The sequence below is a fragment of the Streptomyces sp. NPDC001880 genome, from assembly GCF_053594575.1.
Window position 1 is genome coordinate 20,308 of record NZ_JBSFET010000012.1, and the last position, 18,675, is coordinate 38,982.

At 70.8% G+C, this 18,675-nt stretch carries 18 protein-coding genes and 1 pseudogene; 11 read left to right on the forward strand and 8 right to left on the reverse strand.

What is annotated here, in order from left to right; genetic code table 11:
• Positions 1 to 137: 137 nt before the first annotated feature.
• The 3 genes from ACWCQ6_RS10130 (at position 138) to ACWCQ6_RS10140 (ending at position 2,785) form a co-directional block, all read left to right on the forward strand.
• Positions 138 to 1,622: an MFS transporter gene (locus ACWCQ6_RS10130; protein WP_451087554.1), complete on the forward strand. Its 1,485-nt coding sequence runs from the start codon at positions 138 to 140 to the stop codon at positions 1,620 to 1,622.
• 81 nt (positions 1,623 to 1,703) lie between these two features.
• Entirely contained in the window at positions 1,704 to 2,369 is a 666-nt protein-coding gene (locus tag ACWCQ6_RS10135) for a hypothetical protein (protein ID WP_451087371.1), read from the forward strand.
• A gap of 50 nt (positions 2,370 to 2,419) precedes the next feature.
• Positions 2,420 to 2,785, forward strand: coding sequence for a hypothetical protein (locus ACWCQ6_RS10140; RefSeq protein WP_451087373.1), 366 nt, complete (start codon positions 2,420 to 2,422; stop codon positions 2,783 to 2,785).
• A 16-nt stretch (positions 2,786 to 2,801) separates the two neighbouring features.
• On the opposite strand, the gene ACWCQ6_RS10145 is transcribed toward ACWCQ6_RS10140, so the two are convergent.
• Positions 2,802 to 4,055, reverse strand: coding sequence for a class I SAM-dependent methyltransferase (locus tag ACWCQ6_RS10145; RefSeq protein ID WP_451087375.1), 1,254 nt, complete (start codon positions 4,053 to 4,055; stop codon positions 2,802 to 2,804).
• 82 nt (positions 4,056 to 4,137) lie between these two features.
• Between ACWCQ6_RS10145 and ACWCQ6_RS10150 the strand changes: the two genes are divergently transcribed.
• The gene (locus ACWCQ6_RS10150; RefSeq protein ID WP_451087377.1) at positions 4,138 to 5,181 is read left to right on the forward strand and encodes a polysaccharide deacetylase family protein; all 1,044 of its coding nucleotides are present in this window, start codon (positions 4,138 to 4,140) and stop codon (positions 5,179 to 5,181) included.
• 247 nt (positions 5,182 to 5,428) lie between these two features.
• Here the strand turns inward: ACWCQ6_RS10150 and ACWCQ6_RS10155 are convergent, their stop codons facing one another.
• Positions 5,429 to 5,905 (reverse strand): DUF6234 family protein, encoded by a 477-nt coding sequence (locus ACWCQ6_RS10155; protein ID WP_451087379.1) that lies wholly within the window; start codon positions 5,903 to 5,905, stop codon positions 5,429 to 5,431.
• Between the two features lie 316 nt (positions 5,906 to 6,221).
• Here ACWCQ6_RS10155 and groES point away from each other — a divergent pair, with 316 nt between their 5' ends.
• Positions 6,222 to 6,530 (forward strand): co-chaperone GroES, encoded by a 309-nt coding sequence (groES, locus tag ACWCQ6_RS10160; RefSeq protein WP_148838741.1) that lies wholly within the window; start codon positions 6,222 to 6,224, stop codon positions 6,528 to 6,530.
• 98 nt (positions 6,531 to 6,628) lie between these two features.
• A complete protein-coding gene (gene groL, locus ACWCQ6_RS10165) occupies positions 6,629 to 8,254 on the forward strand; it encodes a chaperonin GroEL (RefSeq protein WP_451087381.1) in 1,626 nt (541 codons plus the stop codon).
• A gap of 80 nt (positions 8,255 to 8,334) precedes the next feature.
• Here the strand turns inward: groL and ACWCQ6_RS10170 are convergent, their stop codons facing one another.
• From ACWCQ6_RS10170 to ACWCQ6_RS10185, 4 genes and pseudogenes are all read right to left on the reverse strand, one after another.
• The gene (locus ACWCQ6_RS10170; protein WP_451087383.1) at positions 8,335 to 9,048 is read right to left on the reverse strand and encodes an ester cyclase; all 714 of its coding nucleotides are present in this window, start codon (positions 9,046 to 9,048) and stop codon (positions 8,335 to 8,337) included.
• A 104-nt stretch (positions 9,049 to 9,152) separates the two neighbouring features.
• A pseudogene (locus tag ACWCQ6_RS10175) lies at positions 9,153 to 9,349 on the reverse strand (hydroxyacid dehydrogenase); the annotation flags it as partial.
• Between the two features lie 446 nt (positions 9,350 to 9,795).
• The gene (locus tag ACWCQ6_RS10180) at positions 9,796 to 10,569 is read right to left on the reverse strand and encodes an SDR family NAD(P)-dependent oxidoreductase (RefSeq protein WP_451087385.1); all 774 of its coding nucleotides are present in this window, start codon (positions 10,567 to 10,569) and stop codon (positions 9,796 to 9,798) included.
• Positions 10,570 to 10,604: 35 nt separating this feature from the next.
• On the reverse strand, positions 10,605 to 11,279 hold the full coding sequence (locus ACWCQ6_RS10185) for an MOSC domain-containing protein (protein ID WP_451087556.1): 675 nt from the start codon (positions 11,277 to 11,279) through the stop codon (positions 10,605 to 10,607).
• Between the two features lie 149 nt (positions 11,280 to 11,428).
• Between ACWCQ6_RS10185 and ACWCQ6_RS10190 the strand changes: the two genes are divergently transcribed.
• Complete coding sequence (locus ACWCQ6_RS10190) at positions 11,429 to 12,319, forward strand: LysR family transcriptional regulator (RefSeq protein ID WP_451087387.1); 891 nt, start codon at positions 11,429 to 11,431, stop codon at positions 12,317 to 12,319.
• Positions 12,320 to 12,615: 296 nt separating this feature from the next.
• On the opposite strand, the gene ACWCQ6_RS10195 is transcribed toward ACWCQ6_RS10190, so the two are convergent.
• The gene (locus ACWCQ6_RS10195; RefSeq protein WP_124716892.1) at positions 12,616 to 12,951 is read right to left on the reverse strand and encodes a WhiB family transcriptional regulator; all 336 of its coding nucleotides are present in this window, start codon (positions 12,949 to 12,951) and stop codon (positions 12,616 to 12,618) included.
• 412 nt (positions 12,952 to 13,363) lie between these two features.
• Between ACWCQ6_RS10195 and ACWCQ6_RS10200 the strand changes: the two genes are divergently transcribed.
• The 4 genes from ACWCQ6_RS10200 (at position 13,364) to ACWCQ6_RS10215 (ending at position 17,722) form a co-directional block, all read left to right on the forward strand.
• Positions 13,364 to 13,975: a response regulator transcription factor gene (locus ACWCQ6_RS10200; protein ID WP_003948568.1), complete on the forward strand. Its 612-nt coding sequence runs from the start codon at positions 13,364 to 13,366 to the stop codon at positions 13,973 to 13,975.
• Positions 13,976 to 14,273: 298 nt separating this feature from the next.
• Positions 14,274 to 14,849, forward strand: a complete 576-nt coding sequence (locus tag ACWCQ6_RS10205) for a sigma-70 family RNA polymerase sigma factor (RefSeq protein ID WP_451087389.1) — start codon at positions 14,274 to 14,276, stop codon at positions 14,847 to 14,849.
• 139 nt (positions 14,850 to 14,988) lie between these two features.
• On the forward strand, positions 14,989 to 16,491 hold the full coding sequence (gene guaB / locus ACWCQ6_RS10210) for an IMP dehydrogenase (RefSeq protein WP_451087391.1): 1,503 nt from the start codon (positions 14,989 to 14,991) through the stop codon (positions 16,489 to 16,491).
• A 106-nt stretch (positions 16,492 to 16,597) separates the two neighbouring features.
• Entirely contained in the window at positions 16,598 to 17,722 is a 1,125-nt protein-coding gene (locus ACWCQ6_RS10215; protein ID WP_451087393.1) for a GuaB3 family IMP dehydrogenase-related protein, read from the forward strand.
• A 273-nt stretch (positions 17,723 to 17,995) separates the two neighbouring features.
• Here ACWCQ6_RS10215 and ACWCQ6_RS10220 read toward each other — a convergent pair whose 3' ends face one another.
• Positions 17,996 to 18,568: a hypothetical protein gene (locus ACWCQ6_RS10220; RefSeq protein WP_451087395.1), complete on the reverse strand. Its 573-nt coding sequence runs from the start codon at positions 18,566 to 18,568 to the stop codon at positions 17,996 to 17,998.
• Between the last annotated feature and the right edge of the window lie 107 nt (positions 18,569 to 18,675).

The window sequence follows — 18,675 nt, forward strand, 5'->3', positions numbered from 1 at the left end:
CGCCACTCGTCCTTGATCGCGGCGAGCCGGGGCAGCGCCGCCGCATCCTCCTCGGCCACCATCTCGAAGGGAACGTCGTGAACGATCAGTTACGACATGCGCGTCGGCTGCTGGCGGTGGCTCTCACCGTGCAGTTCATGGTGGCATTGGACGTGTCCGTGGTGAACGTCGCGCTGCCGGACATGCGCGGCGATCTCGGCTTCACGCCCCAGGGGCTGCTGTGGGTGGTGAACGCCTACGCGCTGGCCTTCGGCGGGCTGCTGATGCTCGGCGGGCGGCTCGCCGACCTGTTCGGCAGCCGCCGGATCCTGACGGCGGGCCTGGTGCTGTTCGGCGCGGCGAGTCTGGCGGGCGGGCTCGCCCGGTCGCCGGGCGGGCTGATCGCCGCTCGGGCGGTGCAGGGGATCGGCGCCGCCGCGCTCGCCCCGGTCGCCTTCGCCCTGATCGCCCTGGCGTTCCCCGTCGGGCCCGCCCGTTCCCGCGCCCTGGGGCTGTGGGGCATGGCGGGCACGGCGGGCGGCGCGGTCGGCGTGCTCGCGGGCGGGGTGCTCACCGATGTGGCGGGCTGGCGCGCGGTGATGCTGGTGAATGTGCCGATCGTGGGGCTCGCGCTGGTGGGGGCCGTGCGCAGCGGATTGCGGGGCGAGCCGGCCCGCACCCGTGGCCGGCTCGATGTGGCGGGAGCGCTGCTGGCCGCCACGGGCACGACGCTGCTGGTCCTCGGACTCGTACGGACATCGACCGACGCATGGGGGTCGGCCCGGACGCTGGGCACGCTCGGCGCCGCCGTGCTGCTGCTGACCGTCTTCGTCGTCGTCGAGCTGCGGGCCCCCACTCCGCTGCTCCGTCCCGGGCTGCTGAGGGGGCGGCCGGTGCTGGCCGCCAACGTCGTCTGCCTGCTGCTGAGCTCCGGGCAGTTCGCCGCGTTCTACTTCGTCTCGCTCTACATGCAGCAGGTGCTCGGCTACGGGCCGACCGCCGCCGGAATCGCCTTCCTGCCGTTCTCGGCGGGCGTCGTCGTCGGCTCGGTCGTCGCCACCCGTACGGTCGCGGCGCTCGGCATCGGACGGCTGCTGGCGCTCGGCGGCTTCCTGGCCGCGCTCGGCCTCGCCGGATTCGCGGCGACGGCGCGGGCGGACGGCGGCTTCCTGTACGCGATCCTCGGCCCGTCGCTGGTCTGCAGCATCGGCATCGGGATGTGCTTCGTACCGCTCGGCACGGCGGCCACGACCGATGTGGCGCCCGACGAGACGGGCATGGCCTCCGGGCTGCTGAACAGCTCCCGCCAGGTGGGCGGCTCGCTGGGCCTCGCGGTCCTGGTCACCGTCGCCGCCCGGGTCACCGGCGACGGGAACCGTCCGGCCGACCTGGCGGCCGGGTACTCCGCGGCGTTCTGGGTCTGCGCCGGGCTGCTCACCGTCGCGGCGCTGGTGGCCCTGGTGCTGCTCCCGGCACGGGGGCGGGCGGCTGCGGCGGGGGCTCCGGAGACCGGCCCGGAGGCGGCAGCGACCGGCCGGGGGACCGCTCCGGAGACCGGGACGGAAGTTTCTCAGAAGAATTTCCAGGGGCTGTCGATCCGGCCGGGTCCCGTTCGACGCAAGGGTGATTCGACGCAAGGGTGAGAGGCGGGGAAGGCTCCCGCCCGTCCGACCCGACGGTGCGCGGCGCCCGAGCCGGGCCGCGCGGTCGGTAGGGTCTGCCCCATGTCCCGCCGCGCACAACTCCCGCCACCGCCACCGCCCGTGGAGATACGTGCCTGGCCCGACCGGGAGACTCTGCTGACCGACCGGGCCGCGGTGCTCGGCGAGTTGGTGAAGGCGCATGTCTCACCGGGCCGGCTGGCGACGCTGTGGCTGTGGGGAGCGCTCGGCGCGCTCGGCTGGCTGCTGGTGGGCACGGCGCTGATCACCTTCGAGGAGTCCTACGACGTCATCAGCGCCGCGATCGGTGCGGTCCTTGCCGCCATGGGCGTCGGCTGCATGGTGCCCGCGGTCGTCCTCGTCGCCATCGGCCTGCGCCGCGACCGCAGGATCCGCCGACTGCTCGACGCCTGGGGTGGCTTGGACCGTGATCCGGCACGTGACGCGGCCCTGCGGATGCCGGGCGTCTCGCTCGCCTGGCTGCTGATGTCCTTCGTGCTCTGCGCGGCCGGTCTGTACGCCTGCATCGCCGTCCCGGCCAGTGGCGTACTGGAAGGGAACGCGTACGGCCTGGCCGTCCTGGTCATGGGGCTCGGGCTGACCGGCTGGAACGTCGGACTCATCGGCCTCGTCAAGGCGTTCACCCACCGGCGCTGGGTGCTGCGGGTACTGGCCGGGGCGCCCGCTCCGGAGCCGCTGTTCTCCGTAGGGGGCGGTGCCCACCACTGACCGCGGTCCTATGCTGACGGGACACATGGGTCACGCCGGGGGAGGCCGACATGGAGTGGTACTGGTGGGTGCTCATCATCTTCTGGACGGGCGGCTTCGGATGGGCCGTCGACAACGTCCGTACGGCACTGCGCAATCGGCACGACCGCAAGCTGGAACTGCTGGAGGCGTCCAAGCAGGAGCGGCTGGCCCTCGAAGCGGCGAACAGGCCGCCGGAGCCGGTCTGCGGCTGCACACACCATCTCGCCAAGCACGACAAGCAGGGCAAGTGCCATGAGCGGGTCGAGGTGCCGACGGCCTGGGACGAGTCCAAGAAGCCGGTCCGCTTCGAGGCCGGGCAGTGCAACTGCCAGCAGTACGTGGGCCCCCAGCCGCTCTCGCAGGTGTACGCGGAGGATCTGACCGACCTCGCCTGACCGGGCGTCCGGCCTCTCAGGCCGGGCCGGTCAGCGGGTGGCCGATCAGCATCGTCGGCGCTCCGGCCACCCGGGTCAGGAAGACCGTTGCGGAGTTCGGCCCCTGGAGCTTCATCCGGCGCCGCAGCTCCTCCGGTTCGACCGCGGAGCCGCGCTTCTTGACGGTCAGGACGCCCACCTTCCGCTCCCGCAGCAGCGCCTTCAGCTTCTTCGTGTTGAACGGCAACCGGTCGGTGATCTCGTACCCGGAGGTGTACGGGGACTCGTACGGCCGGTCGCTCGTGATGTACGCGATGGTCTCGTCGATCAGCCGGCCCTCGCACCGCTCGACGACGTCGGCGACCAGATGGGCGCGGATGACGGCGCCGTCCGGCTCGTACAGATAGCGGCCGACCGGGCCGACGGGCGGGGCGGGCAGTGGGGCCCCGGACCACAGGGTGGCCCCGGCCGGGAGCACGGTGGCACGGTACGAACCGGCCGCGAAGCCCTCGCCGAACCAGAGCACCGCCTCCTTCACGTCCCCGCCGTCCGAGATCCACTCGGCCTCCGCCTGCGCAGGGATCGCCTCGTGCGGGATGCCCGGAGCGATCTTCAGCGCGGCGCGGGGGGCCGCGAGCGCGGCGCCGGTCGCCCAGGAGAGCGGCGGCGAGTACGCCTCGGGGTCGAAGATCCTGCCCCTGCCGCCGCGCCGCGCCGGGTCGACGAAGACCGCGTCGTACGGCGTGGTGTCGATCTCGGCGACATCGGCGCACCGCACCTCGATCAGCTCGTCCAGCCCGAGCACGGCGGCATTGGCGCGGGCCACCTCGGCGGTCAGCGGGTCGCGGTCCACGGCGAGCACCGAGATGCCCGCCCGCGCGAGCGCGATCGCGTCGCCGCCGATCCCGCAGCAGAGGTCGGCGACCGTGCGCACCGCGCCCGTCCTCGCGAACCGCCGCGCGCGATGGGCGGCCACCGTCGTACGGGTCGCCTGCTCGACGCCGTTGGGCGTGAAGAACATCCGGTACGCGTCCTCGGCGCCGAACTTCGCCACCGCCCGCTGCCGCAGCCGCGCCTGTCCCAGCGCCGCCGACACCAGGGCGGCCGGGTGGGTGCGGCGCAGCCGGGTGGCGGTGGCGAGTTCCTGGGCGGGGTCGTACGACCGCAGCTCGTCCAGGAGCTCGGCGCCCTCGGGGGTGCGCAGGGCCAGGAAGGCGGCGAGCGGGTCGGGGGCGTCGGACCGGTCGCCGGCGGACGGGGCGTTCGGGGGGAGAGCGTTCACCCGCCCCATTGTGAGCCAGCCGGGTAGAGCGGCGGGCCCGGCGGCGGTGTCGAGCCGGGAGGCCGATCACGTGCTGGCAGGATGCGACGCCATGCAACTTGTACGACAAACGGAAAATATGACTGCAAAGCGGTGCAAATCGTCCGTACCCGATTCCGGACAGGGACGGGGCCCCGGCGGGCACCGGCCCGCCTGCGTCGTCCTGGCCGCGCTCCTGGTCGCCGCGGTCGGCTCCGGCTGCGCCTCCGGGTCCGGCGGGCAGCCGGGCGACATCGAGCACCCGGACCGGCTCGCCGCCGGGAACCCGGGCGGAGAACCCGCCGCGAACCCCGCCGCCGGGCACCCGGGCGGTCCCGGACAGCGCGCCGGCCAGGACCGCGCATCCGGCGGCGCTCACGAGAACGCGAGGTTCGGCCCGGCCGTGCGGGCGGCGCTCGCCAAGAAATGGGGGCTGGAGAAGGCGCCGCTGATCGCACCGCGGCCGCCCGCCGTGAAGCCGCGCATCACCACCCGCGAGGGCTTCGAGGTGGAGGGCGGCGACGACTCGCTGCCGCCGGTCTTCACTACCGTTCCGACCAAGGACCGCGTCGTCTTCCTGACGATGGACGACGGTTCCGAGAAGGACCCCGAGCTGTTGCAGATGATGGACGAGCTGGACATCCCGTACAGCGCGTTCCTCAGCGACTACGAGGTGAACGACAACTACGGGTACTTCGGCGAGGCGCAGCGGCTGGGCGTCACCCTCAACAACCACACGCTCAACCACCCTCATCTGCCCGACCTCTCGTACGCCGAGCAGAGGCGCGAGATCTGCGACGAGCAGGAGATCATCGAGAAGCAGTTCGGGCAGCGGCCAAGGCTCTTCCGTCCGCCGTACGGCAACTACAACGTGGACACGCTCCGCATCGCCAAGTCCTGCGGCATCAAGGCCGTGCCGCTCTGGAACGCCGAGGCGTTCCCGGACCACATGGAGTGGCGCGAGGAGGACGAGGACCTGCACCCCGGCGACATCGTCCTCACGCACTTCCGGGGCCGCGCGGAATGGGGCGGCAGCATGGCCGATCTGGTCCGGGCGGTCATGAAGACCGTCACGGACAGGGGATACGCCGTGGCCCGCCTGGAGGACTACGTATGAGAGGCGCGCACCGGCTCCTGGCCGGACTGCTGGCGGCCGGTGCGCTGCTGGCCGCCAACGGCTGCGCACCGTCGGTGGACCCGATCGAACGGCTGGGCCGCAAGGCGGCGCAGCGGGTGCACCACTCGTCGCGCACACCTGCGGCGGGCCCGCAGCGGGTGCACCATCCGTCGCGCACCCCCGCGACGGGCCCGCCGGCCCGAGGTGATCACGGCGAGCTGGGGTCGATCGTCGTGATCTCCTGCCGTCAGCTGCCGGAGTCCCGGCACTCGCGGTCGTTGCCGCCGCTGAGGCACTGGTGGCCGGCCCGGCCGGGATCGTACGAGGGGGTGGACGCGGGCGCAGGGTGCGAGCGGCGGTAGTCCTCGTGGCCGACCCGCACCGTCACCACGCACAGCACCAGCGCCGCCAGCAGCTGGATCACGCCCGCCCGGGGCCAGTTGCCGCGGATCAGCACGACGCCGATCAGGCAGATCACCGCGGCGATCCCGCCGAGGACGAGGACGGGCGTCCAGTCCATCGGCGGCGGGCCCGCTGTCCGAGTGCCGCCGAGGTCCGTGCGGGAAAAGGCCAGTTGGACGGTGGCGACCCCGCAGATCAGCCCCTCCAGGAGGGCCAGCAGCAGTCCGAGCACCACATCGAGGCAGCCGTTCACGGCACGCGACGCATACGGCTGCCGTCCGGACCGCTGGTCCGGCCGCGGGCCGGGGGAGGGACGGGTCATGTCCACACGGTCGTACGGAACGGTCCGGTCCGTCCGTACGTTGTCCCCTTGTTGTCCGGACTGTTGTCCGGACCGTGCCCCGGTCGTTGCCTTTCCGGCCGCCGGAACCGGGCACCTGCGGCGCCACGATCGCCTGAATTGGCACTCCGCTTGACCGAGTGCTAATCGCGGTCATAGTCTCGGTGCTGGCACTCGCCACTGGAGAGTGCCAGCAGTACTGCGCGACTGGCAGGTCCGGCACCCGCGACGACGGATCGACCTGGTCGCCACCCCAAGACTGTTACCCCGTGAGATCTCCGAAGGGGGAGACCGGATCGTGTCGACCGCCAGCTCCAAGGTTGCGATCAAGCCGCTCGAGGACCGCATTGTGGTCCAGCCGCTCGACGCCGAGCAGACCACGGCCTCCGGCCTGGTCATTCCGGACACCGCCAAGGAGAAGCCCCAGGAGGGCGTCGTCCTGGCCGTGGGCCCGGGCCGCTTCGAGAACGGCGAGCGCCTTCCGCTCGACGTCAAGACCGGCGACGTCGTGCTGTACAGCAAGTACGGCGGCACCGAGGTGAAGTACAGCGGCGAGGAGTACCTCGTCCTCTCGGCTCGCGACGTGCTCGCGATCGTCGAGAAGTAATTCACCCACGTTTGCTTCTGTTCTGCGCCCCTGGCCCCCGCGAATAACCAGCCGGGTGGTCAGGGGCGCAGTTCGTTCGAGAGGAAAGCTCAGCTCCCATGGCGAAGATCCTGAAGTTCGACGAGGACGCCCGTCGCGCCCTTGAGCGCGGCGTCAACAAGCTTGCCGACACGGTCAAGGTGACGATCGGCCCCAAGGGCCGCAACGTCGTCATCGACAAGAAGTTCGGCGCTCCCACCATCACCAACGACGGTGTCACCATCGCGCGCGAGGTCGAGCTCGACGACCCGTACGAGAACCTCGGTGCCCAGCTGGTGAAGGAGGTGGCGACCAAGACCAACGACGTCGCGGGTGACGGTACGACCACCGCCACCGTGCTCGCCCAGGCGCTCGTCCGCGAGGGTCTGCGCAACGTCGCCGCCGGTGCCTCCCCGGCCGCCCTGAAGAAGGGCATCGACGCCGCGGTCAAGGCCGTGTCCGAGGAGCTCCTCGCGACCGCCCGGCCGATCGACGACAAGACCGACATCGCCGCCGTGGCCGCGCTCTCCGCGCAGGACCCGCAGGTCGGCGAGCTCATCGCGGACGCGATGGACAAGGTCGGCAAGGACGGTGTCATCACCGTCGAGGAGTCCAACACCTTCGGTCTGGACCTCGACTTCACCGAGGGCATGGCCTTCGACAAGGGCTACCTGTCCCCGTACATGGTGACCGACCAGGAGCGTATGGAGGCCGTCCTCGACGACCCGTACATCCTGATCCACCAGGGCAAGATCGGCTCGATCCAGGAGCTCCTCCCGCTGCTGGAGAAGGTCATCCAGGCCGGTGGCTCCAAGCCGCTGCTGATCATCGCCGAGGACGTCGAGGGCGAGGCGCTGTCGACTCTCGTCGTCAACAAGATCCGTGGCACCTTCAACGCCGTCGCGGTGAAGGCCCCGGGCTTCGGTGACCGCCGCAAGGCCATGCTCGGCGACATCGCCACCCTCACCGGTGCGACCGTCATCGCCGAGGAGGTCGGCCTCAAGCTCGACCAGGCCGGTCTGGACGTGCTGGGCACCGCCCGCCGCGTCACCGTCTCCAAGGACGACACGACGATCGTGGACGGCGGCGGCGAGCCCGGCGACGTCAAGGGCCGGGTCAACCAGATCAAGGCCGAGATCGACGCCACCGACTCCGACTGGGACCGCGAGAAGCTCCAGGAGCGCCTCGCGAAGCTGGCCGGCGGTGTGTGCGTGATCCGTGTCGGTGCCGCCACCGAGGTGGAGCTCAAGGAGAAGAAGCACCGTCTGGAGGACGCGATCTCCGCGACCCGCGCCGCGGTCGAGGAGGGCATCGTCTCCGGTGGTGGCTCCGCCATCGTCCACGCCGTCAAGGTCCTGGAGGGCAACCTCGGCAAGACCGGCGACGAGGCCACCGGTGTCGCGGTCGTGCGCCGCGCCGCAGTCGAGCCGCTGCGCTGGATCGCCGAGAACGCCGGCCTCGAGGGCTACGTCATCACCTCGAAGGTCTCCGAGCTCGACAAGGGCCAGGGCTTCAACGCCGCGACCGGCGAGTACGGCGACCTGGTGAAGGCCGGCGTCATCGACCCGGTCAAGGTCACCCGCTCCGCGCTGGAGAACGCCGCGTCCATCGCGTCGCTGCTGCTCACGACCGAGACCCTGGTCGTCGAGAAGCCGGCCGAGGAGGAGGCCGAGGCCGCCCACGGCGGTCACGGCCACTCGCACTGACGCACAGCCGCTCAGGGCGCACAGCCGCAGAAGGCCCCCTGTCCCACCGCTCGGTGGAGGGACAGGGGGCCTTCGGGCGTTCAGGCGGGTGCCGCAATCCCTCCGTGGGCGCCGATCTCGCGCATCAGGCACATGAGGTCCTCGTGCCACCAGCCTTCCTTGATCCTTCCGTCCTCGAAACGGAAGATCGTGGTGCCGGTCATGACGCACTGCCTGCCCGTGGGGGCGATGCCCATGAACTCGCCCTTGTGGGTTCCGGTCCAGGTCCACAGCGTCACGACGTCGTCACCCTCGCAGATCTGCCGGTCCAGTTCGAAGGTGAAGTCGAAGGCGGCACGCCAGCGGGCGACATCGGCGCGCAACCGGTCGGCACCGACCACTGCCCGTTCCGTCCTCGCGATGTCGTGGTCGGTGTAGTCGGCCGCGAACACCTCGTCGATGGCGTCGAGATGGCCGCCGACGGCGATCTCGTGGAAGAAGCGGCGGGCCTGCGCCCGGTTCAGCTGCTCGTCGCGGACCACGTCGAGGTCGGTGAAGGTGGGCATCCCGTCGCAGAGCGCCACCATCTCCTGGAAGATCCGCTCGGTCTCGGGCAGCCCGGAATTGGCCATCGCGTCCTCGTACGACGGGAATTCGACGATCTCGACATAGTGGGACCCGTCGGAACGGTCCTTGCCGACGAGGCTGTGCGTGGCGGTCCGGGTGCCCCGGGTCTGCTCGACCCAGCGGTCCATGAGACGGTCCATGTCCTCGAACCGCTCCGTCTTGCAGTCGATAACTTGTACGAATCGCATGGCATCTCCCGGTCTCATGTTCCGGATGGGATGCTTCCAGTTTAGTGAGGCACGGGCTTCTCGACGGCTCGGGACGAGCGGGTCCGAAGTGGTTCGGACACTCGGGCGGAGTGGCCCAGGCTTCCGGAGTGCACGCGGTCCGCGAAGGGCGGACCGGCCGCGAAGCGCTCCAGCTCGTCCAGCGCCTGGTCGGCCATCCGGTGCAGCTCGTCGCCCAGTGACCTGCGACATGCACAGTGAGCAGCGCATCGGGCAGGGTGTACAACGGCGAGTGCGCGGGCGGGAGTTCGGGCTCCGTCACGACTTTCTCCAAGCGCGATCCGGTCGGCCGGCAGCAGGACCCGAACGTGTACCCGGGGGAGTGGACGCCCAGCACCGGGGTCCGCATCCACCACAACACGCTGAAGTCCCTGGCCGGCGACGGCATGAAGCCCGACACCACCAGCGGCACCCGCGTCGACCGCAACCGGGTCGACGGCTTCCGGCTCCGCTCGCCCTACGCCAATGCGGGGGCATCTGGACCCCAACGCCTTCTACGGCATCGACATGGCCCGCCCCGACCCCGGCGGCACCACGGCCGACCAGAAGCTCCGGGCCGACCTCCGGCTCGGCGGCCGGCTCGCCCGCCCTCGCCGCCGGAGCCGTCATCGAGAACAACGGCGGCAAGGACTGCTTCGGCAACGTGCTGAAGCCCGGCGCCCCCGACATCGGCGCCTGCGCGGGCCGCGGGGTGAGGTAACCGACCGCTCACTGAGGACCGTACTTGCGGCCCGTCCTGGAGGTGACCCCTCCGAGCAGGCCGCGCGGCGTCACCTTCACGAGCCCCATCAGCGCCTTGTACCGGGGGTCGGGGACCGAGACCGACTTGCCGCGGGCGAGATCCGCCAGGGCCGTCTCCACCAGCTTGTCGGCGTCGAGCCACATCCAGCCCGGGATGTTGCCGGTCCCCATCCCGGCCCGCTGGTGGAACTCCGTCCGTACGAACCCCGGGCACAGCGCCATCAGCCGTACCCCCGAACCGGCCATGTCCTTCGCCGCGCCCTGGGTGAACTGCACGACCCACGCCTTGGACGCGCCGTACGTCCCACGCGGCACGAACGCGGCCACCGAGGCCACGTTGACCACCCCGCCCCGGCCGCGCTCCCGCATCCCGGCCGCGGCCGCCGAGGTCAGCCGCAGCACCGCCTCGCAGTGCACCTTCAGCATCTTCAGCTCATCGGCCATGGGCACTTCCAGATAGTGGCCCTTGTTGCCGAACCCGGCGTTGTTGACCAGCAGGTCGACCGGGTGCCGACGGTCGGCCAACCGGTTCTCGACCGCGCCGATCCCCTCGTCCTCGGACAGATCGGCCCTCAGGACCTCGGCCTCGATGCCGTGCCGGTCGTGCAGCTCGGTCGCCTGCTCGCGCAGCCGCTCGGCGTCCCGCGCCACCAGCACCAGGTTGTGCCCGTCGGCCGCGAGCCGCCGCGCGAAGGCGGCACCGATCCCCGCGGTCGCGCCCGTAATCAGTGCAGTCGTCATACGCGGCACGTTAGTGCCTGTCCGGTACGCCGTGATCAGCTGTCCGCCGCCGGGTTCCCGGTGTACTTCAGAGCGGCACGCAAGGTCTCGGGGTGCAGCGCGTCCTGGGCCGCGAGCAGTTCGGGCAGCAGCTCCCGCCGCGTCGTGGAGGCCAGGAACTCCATCTCCACGGTGACGCCGTGGTCCGGGCGGTGCACGATCTCGACCGGGTCCCCGGCCCGGATCTCACCCGGCTCGATCACCCGCAGATAGGCGCCGGGCGCGGCCGCCTGCGTGAACCGCCTGACCCAGCGCGGCTCGTCGAGATGACCGGCGAACGTACGGCACGGAATCCGGCCCGAGGTCACCTCCAGCACCAGGTCGGGGCCGATCCGCCAGCGTTCGCCGATCTTCGCGCCGCTCACATCGAGCCCGGCGGTGGTCAGATTCTCGCCGAACGCACCATTGGCCAGCGGGCGGCCGAGCTCCCGCTCCCAGCCGTCGAGATCCTCGCGGGCGAAGGCGTACACGGCCTGGTCCGAGCCGCCGTGATGGCGCAGGTCGCACACTGCGTCCCCGGACAGACCGCTGCCGCCGGTGCCCTTGGGCCCGGGGTCGCTGACGCGTACGGGGCCTTCGGCGGGCCGCTTGTCGATGCCGGTCAGGCCCGAGGGGGCATCGGTGTGGTCGACGGCCTTCGGCCGTCCCGTGTTCACGCTCAGCAGCCGGATCGGCTCTGTCGGTTCCATGGACGTCATTCTGTCGGTTCCGTGGACGCCATCCGGTTCCATGGACGTCACAGGGAGAACGCTCACCAGCCAATCTCAAAGAAGCGTGTCAATAATTCAAATTGAACCCAAGATTCGCTTATGGTTGAGGGGTGATCGAAGCCCGTCATCTCCGTGTTCTGCGCGCCGTGGCCGCCACCGGCTCGTTCTCCGCCGCCGCCCGCGAACTGGGCTGTACCCAGCCGGCGGTCAGCCAGCAGATGAAGGCCCTGGAGGCTTCCGCGGGCACCACGCTGCTGATCCGTACGGGGCGCGAGATGCGGCTCACGCAGGCGGGCGAGGCCCTCGTCCGGCATGCCTCCGGCATCCTCGCCGGGCTCACCGCCGCCGAGGAGGAGGTCGCCGCCATCGCCGGGCTGCGGGCCGGCCGGGTCCGGCTCGTCTCGTTCCCCAGCGGCAGCTCCACCCTGGTCCCCGGCGCCCTCGCCGCACTGCGCGAGGCCCACCCCGGCACACGGGTCTCACTGGTGGAGGCCGAGCCGCCGCGCTCGGTCGAGATGCTGCGCGAGGGCGACTGCGACATCGCGCTGGCCTTCCGCTACGGCGCCTCCGGTACCGAGTGGGACGACCTGGTCGTCCGTCCGCTGCTCACCGACCGGCTGATCGGCCTGGTCCCCGAGGGGCACCGGCTCTCGCACTCGGCCGTGGTGGGCATTGCCGACCTGGCCGGGGAGTCCTGGATCGCGGGCTGCCCGCGCTGCCGCCGTCAACTGGTGGAGGTCTGCGAGGAGTCGGGCTTCACCCCCCGGATCGACTTCGCCACCGACGACTACCCGGCGGTGGTCGGCCTGGTCGGCGCCGGGCTCGGGGTGGCCGTGCTGCCCGAGCTGGCGATCGAGTCGGTACGTCCCAAGGGGGCGCGCACCGTGATGGTGGAGCCGGCCATCGAGCGCGAGATCGTCGCGCTGACCCTGCCCGACCTGGCGCAGGTCCCGGCGGTGGCGGCCACCCTGGACCGTCTGTCCCTGGCGGCCGCCCGCTGAGAGGCTGTCGGGTGACCTCCGACCGGGCGGGCGCGGTCCGGTACGCACGCTTCCCGCGTTGTCGTCGGTCGCCAAGGCTCCTTCCCCGAGCTCTCGGCTCCGCTCGAGCGGGGGAGGCCCCATCCGACTCCCTCCTCCGCCTTGGGATCGCACGCACCGGACCGCGCCCGCTTTCCGGTCCGAGGCCACTCGACAGCCTCTGAGGGGCCTGCCTGTGGCCCGGTCCCGAGGTCATTCCCTCCCCGTGGCCGGGTGAATTGCCGAAAGGTTTCTGTTGTTGTGCGGGTGCGGCGGGATCAGCCGTGCCCGGACGGGGACGGGACGCCCGAGGGTGCCGCTGCCGCGATCAGCCGGCTGCGGGCCCGTCCCATGAGCTCCTCGCGTTCGTCCTCGGTCAGTCCGCCCCACACCCCGTAGGGCTCACGCACCGCAAGGGCGTGTGCCGCGCACTCGGCGCGTACCGGGCATCGCATGCAGACCTCTTTCGCCGAGTTCTCGCGGGCGCTCCGTGCCGCCCCGCGCTCACCCTCCGGGTGGAAGAACAGCGAGCTGTCGACCCCACGGCAGGCCGCCAGCAACTGCCAGTCCCAGAGATCGGCGTTGGGTCCGGGAAGGCGGGAGAAATCTGCCATTGCTTATCCCCTCGAAACCATGCTGAGTCGGAAACGTCGTTGTCGTCCGTCATCGACCGTGCCCACGACCGTACATCTACGGAGTAAGTAGATGTAAATATGACTGATTGCGAATCTATCCACAGACACCAGCAAAAGGGAAGAAAACCCGCTAAATGGGGCATGCCTTCCTGTGAAATTTCGGTTGACCGTTGAACGATCCGCGCCGTTCTCTTCCGTGTGCGCCCCCTCACGTAGAGTGCCGAACCCGCTTGTCCGACCCGTAACTCTTTCGAGTGACCGTCGTTGAGAGGGCGGAAGCGGTTGACGAAAAAAGCGATCGGGCAGGTGTCCGAGAGTGTCAACCGCACAGGTGACGACTTGTAACAGCCTGGAGGCTCAAGGTGACGCGCATCAGCTGCGGAGGACGGTCATGACATCCGTCCTCGTCTGCGACGACTCCCCGCTTGCCCGAGAGGCGCTCCGTCGTGCGGTCGCGACCGTGCCCGGCGTCGAGCGCGTGACGACGGCGGCCAACGGCGAGGAAGTCCTCCGCCGCTGGGGCGCCGACCGTTCGGATCTGATTCTGATGGACGTACGCATGCCCGGTCTGGGAGGTGTGGAGACGGTACGGCGGCTGCTCTCCGCCGACCCCGGCGCCAGGATCATCATGCTGACCGTCGCCGAGGACCTGGACGGGGTCGCGCTCGCGGTCGCCGCCGGTGCCCGCGGCTATCTGCACAAGGACGCCTCCCGTGCGGAGCTGCGCGCCACCGTCACCCAGGCGCTGGCCGATCCGACGTGGCGGCTCGCCCCGCGCCGGCTGCGGTCGGCCGAGATGGGTGCGGCACCGACGCTCACCGCGCGTGAGATCCAGGTGCTCGAAGGAATGAGCCACGGCCGTTCGAACGCGGAGATCGGCCGTGAGCTGTTCCTCTCGGAGGACACCGTCAAGACGCACGCCAGGCGTCTGTTCAAGAAGCTCGGCGCCTCTGACCGGGCACACGCCGTGGCGCTCGGCTTCCGCTGGGGCCTGGTCCGCTGAGGTTCGGCCATGGCCGGCAGTCGATCGATTCCCCGTCCGCGCTCTGACGGACGGGGTGACGTGACCGACGTGCGCGGGACGGGCTCCGCTCCACCGGTGGAGCCCGTCGCGCCGACGGTATGTGAAGCTTCCTGGCCGATGCCGCATCCTTGAGGGCGTGGAGTTCCTCGGGAACGATTCGGTCGAGCGGAAGGGGAGGGCGCAGGGCATGACTTCCGGCGCACCCGCTCATAACGCTTCGGTGCACAACTCCGGGCGCGGCGGCACGGACGGCGCGGCTCCGGGGCACCATGGTCCGATGCGCGACGACGAGACGACGGAAATCGGTGCCCTGGTGCACCGCGCCGTCGAGGGCGACGCGCAGGCCACCCACGATCTGCTGGCCCATGTCCACCCCCTCGCGCTGCGCTACTGCAGGTCACGGCTGAACCGACTGCCTGGTGACGCCCGCCACTTCGTGGAGGACCTGGCGCAGGAGGTCTGTGTCGCGGTGCTGATGGCGCTGCCGCGTTACAAGGACACCGGCAGGCCCTTCGAAGCCTTCGTGTTCGCCATCGCGGGCCACAAGGTCGCCGATCTCCAGCGGGCCGCCATGCGGCACCCGGGATCGACGGCCGTGCCGTCCGACGAGATGCCCGAGCGGCCGGACGATTCGCTCGGGCCCGAGGAGCGCGCCCTGCTCAGCAGCGATGCCGCCTGGGCGAAGAAGCTCCTCGCCAACCTCCCGGACAACCAGCGCGAGCTGCTCGTCCTGCGGGTCGCCGTCGGCCTGACCGCGGAGGAGACCGGACAGATGCTGGGCATGTCGCCGGGCGCGGTCCGGGTCGCCCAGCACCGCGCCCTGAGCAGGCTGCGGGCCCTCGCGGAACAATGAGCGGATCAGGCCGGACCCGTACGGAGGGTCCCGTACGAAGCTACAGAACCTCTAGGTGATCTTGCTCGTGGAATGAGACACTCCCGAAGGCCGTTAGCATGGACATCCGCACCGATCAAGGCCATTTGGGGAAGGTGTCATGACTGCAAACGTCGACGGAGTGCCCGAGAAATTCGCGACGCTCGGGCTGACATACGACGACGTGCTGCTGCTGCCCGGCGCATCCGAAGTGCTGCCCAACGCAGTCGACATCTCGTCGCGCATCTCCCGCAACGTACGCGTGAACATTCCGCTGCTCTCCGCAGCGATGGACAAGGTCACCGAGTCGCGCATGGCCATTGCCATGGCGCGGCAGGGCGGCGTCGGTGTGCTGCACCGCAACCTGTCCATCGAGGACCAGGTCAACCAGGTCGACCTCGTGAAGCGCTCCGAGTCCGGCATGGTGACCGACCCGATCACCGTGCACCCGGACGCGACGCTGGCCGAGGCCGACGCGCTGTGCGCCAAGTTCCGCATCAGCGGCGTCCCGGTGACCGACCCGGCGGGCAAGCTGCTCGGCATCGTCACCAACCGCGACATGGCGTTCGAGTCCGACCGCAGCCGCCAGGTGCGCGAGGTCATGACGCCGATGCCGCTCGTGACCGGCAAGGTCGGCATCTCCGGCGTCGACGCCATGGAGCTGCTGCGCCGCCACAAGATCGAGAAGCTTCCGCTGGTCGACGACGCGGGCGTGCTCAAGGGCCTCATCACGGTCAAGGACTTCGTGAAGGCCGAGCAGTACCCGAACGCGGCCAAGGACGCCGAGGGCCGCCTGCTCGTCGGTGCGGCGGTCGGCGCCAGCCCCGAGGCCCTGGAGCGCGCGCAGGCCCTGGCCGGGGCGGGCGTGGACTTCCTCATCGTCGACACCTCGCACGGACACAACAGCAATGCGCTGAACTGGATGTCGAAGATCAAGTCCAGCGTCGGCATCGACGTCATCGGCGGCAACGTCGCGACGCGTGACGGCGCGCAGGCCCTGATCGACGCCGGTGTCGACGGCGTCAAGGTCGGCGTGGGCCCCGGCTCCATCTGCACCACCCGCGTGGTTGCCGGCATCGGCGTCCCGCAGGTCACCGCGATCTACGAGGCCGCACTCGCCGCCCGCGCGGCCGGCGTCCCGGTCATCGGCGACGGCGGCCTGCAGTACTCCGGCGACATCGGCAAGGCACTCGCCGCCGGTGCCGACACGGTCATGCTGGGCAGTCTCCTCGCGGGCTGCGAGGAGTCTCCCGGTGAGCTCCTCTTCATCAACGGCAAGCAGTTCAAGTCGTACCGCGGCATGGGTTCCCTCGGGGCGATGCAGTCCCGCGGGCAGGGCCGCTCGTACTCCAAGGACCGCTACTTCCAGGCCGACGTGGCCTCGGACGACAAGCTGGTGCCCGAGGGCATCGAGGGCCAGGTGCCCTACCGCGGCCCGCTGGCCAACGTGCTGCACCAACTCGTCGGCGGCCTCCGCCAGACCATGGGCTATGTGGGCGCCGCCTCCATCGACGAGATGGAGACCAAGGGCCGCTTCGTCCGCATCACGTCCGCGGGCCTCAAGGAGAGCCACCCGCACGACATCCAGATGACGGTCGAGGCGCCGAACTACAGCAGGAAGTAGCGCGACAGCGCAGCCGAGGGGCGGTCCGGGGGTTCCCGGGACCGCCCCTCAGTCGTGTGTCGGGGATACTGGACAGCGCAGACATAGAGGGAAAGGCCACACCATCGTGACTGAGATCGAGATCGGGCGCGGCAAGCGCGGCCGCCGGGCGTACGCATTCGACGACATCGCCGTCGTTCCGAGCCGTCGCACCCGCGACCCGAAGGAGGTCTCGATCGCCTGGCAGATCGACGCCTACCGTTTCGAGCTGCCGTTCCTGGCCGCTCCCATGGACTCCGTGGTCTCCCCGCAGACCGCGATCCGCATCGGTGAGCTCGGCGGCCTCGGCGTCCTCAACCTCGAGGGCCTGTGGACCCGGCACGCCGACCCGCAGCCGCTGCTCGACGAGATCGCCGAGATGCCCTCCGAGTCGGCGACCCGTCGCCTCCAGGAGATCTACTCCGCCCCGATCCAGGAGGAGCTGATCGGGCAGCGCATCAAGGAAGTGCGCGACTCCGGTGTCGTCACCGCCGCCGCGCTCTCCCCGCAGCGCACGGCGCAGTTCTCCAAGGCCGTCGTCGACGCGGGCGTGGACATCTTCGTCATCCGCGGTACGACGGTCTCCGCCGAGCACGTCTCGGGTGCCGCCGAGCCGCTCAACCTCAAGCAGTTCATCTACGAGCTGGACGTCCCGGTGATCGTCGGCGGCTGCGCCACGTACACCGCCGCCCTGCACCTGATGCGTACCGGTGCGGCCGGTGTCCTCGTCGGCTTCGGCGGCGGCGCCGCGCACACCACGCGCAACGTCTTCGGCATCCAGGTCCCGATGGCGACCGCGGTCGCCGATGTGGCCGGCGCCCGCCGCGACTACATGGACGAGTCCGGCGGCCGGTACGTGCACGTGATCGCGGACGGCGGCGTCGGCTGGTCCGGCGACCTGCCCAAGGCCATCGCCTGCGGCGCGGACGCCGTGATGATGGGCTCCCCGCTGGCCCGTGCGACGGACGCGCCCGGCCGCGGCCGGCACTGGGGCATGGAGGCCGTCCACGAGGACGTGCCGCGCGGCAAGCTGGTGGACCTGGGCTCGGTCGGCACCACCGAGGAGGTCCTGACCGGTCCCTCGCACACCCCCGACGGCTCGATGAACATCTTCGGCGCGCTGCGCCGGGCGATGGCGACGACGGGGTACAGCGACCTCAAGGAGTTCCAGCGCGTCGAGGTCACGGTGGCGGACTCGCAGCACCGCCGCTGAGTCCCCCGAGCACGACGGGAGGACCCGGACCGCACACCGTCACGGTCCGGGTCCTCCCGCGTGTGCGGTCGGCGACCAGGGCGTGTTTCGAAAGTCCCGCCTGGTCGGGCGTCCGGCACTTCCCCAGGTTCTTGGCTTCGCTCGAGCAGGGGAGACCCCATTGTTTTCGCCGCGTCGGGGGTCGTCGGCGCAGCCCGCTGCGCTCTTCTTCCTCCGCCTTGCGATCGCACGCACCGGACGCCCCGGCCCCGCCCCCCGGGCGGACGACGCCACCTAGTCGGCGGCCTTCTTGGCGCCGGAGAAAGCGGCGACGGCCGCGATGGCGAAGAAGAGGTACGAGATGAAGTCCGAGTCGGCCTTCCACGCCTCGTTCAGCAGGCCGAAGTGGTCGAAGAAGAGCTCGGAGACGGTGACCGGGAGCTCCTTGGCCGCGATCATCGCCTCGCCGAGCAGCTGGCCGAAGTAGACCGCGACCAGCGAGAGCACGGCGCTGACGACCGGCAGCACGGGGTTGCGGCCGCCGAGCTTGCCCGCCGCGAAGCCGACGACGAAGCCGACACCCACGGCCGCGTAGCCGATCTCGTGCTTGGTGGCGCCGATGATGGCCCCGTAGATGCCCGCGGCGACGACGGCCGCGACGACGGCGGCGACCAGGCCGAGGCCGATGTTGTTGCGTGCGGGGGCCGGCGGGGCGACGGGCGCGCCGCCGAACGGGGCGCCGGGCTGCTGGCCCGCGAAGGGGTTGCCGGTCGGGGCGCCGGGCTGCTGGCCCGCGAACGGGTTGCCGCCGGGCTGGGCGTCGTACGGCTGCTGCGGCTGGTCCGACGGCGGCACGGGCTGGCTCATGGTGGTATCCCCCCTGGGACGGAAGCGCACGATTGTGCGAGAAGTGACGCCGCAGGCTAGCAGCAGCCTGTGACATCTCCCCACCCAAATCCCGGGGAGGACCGCTC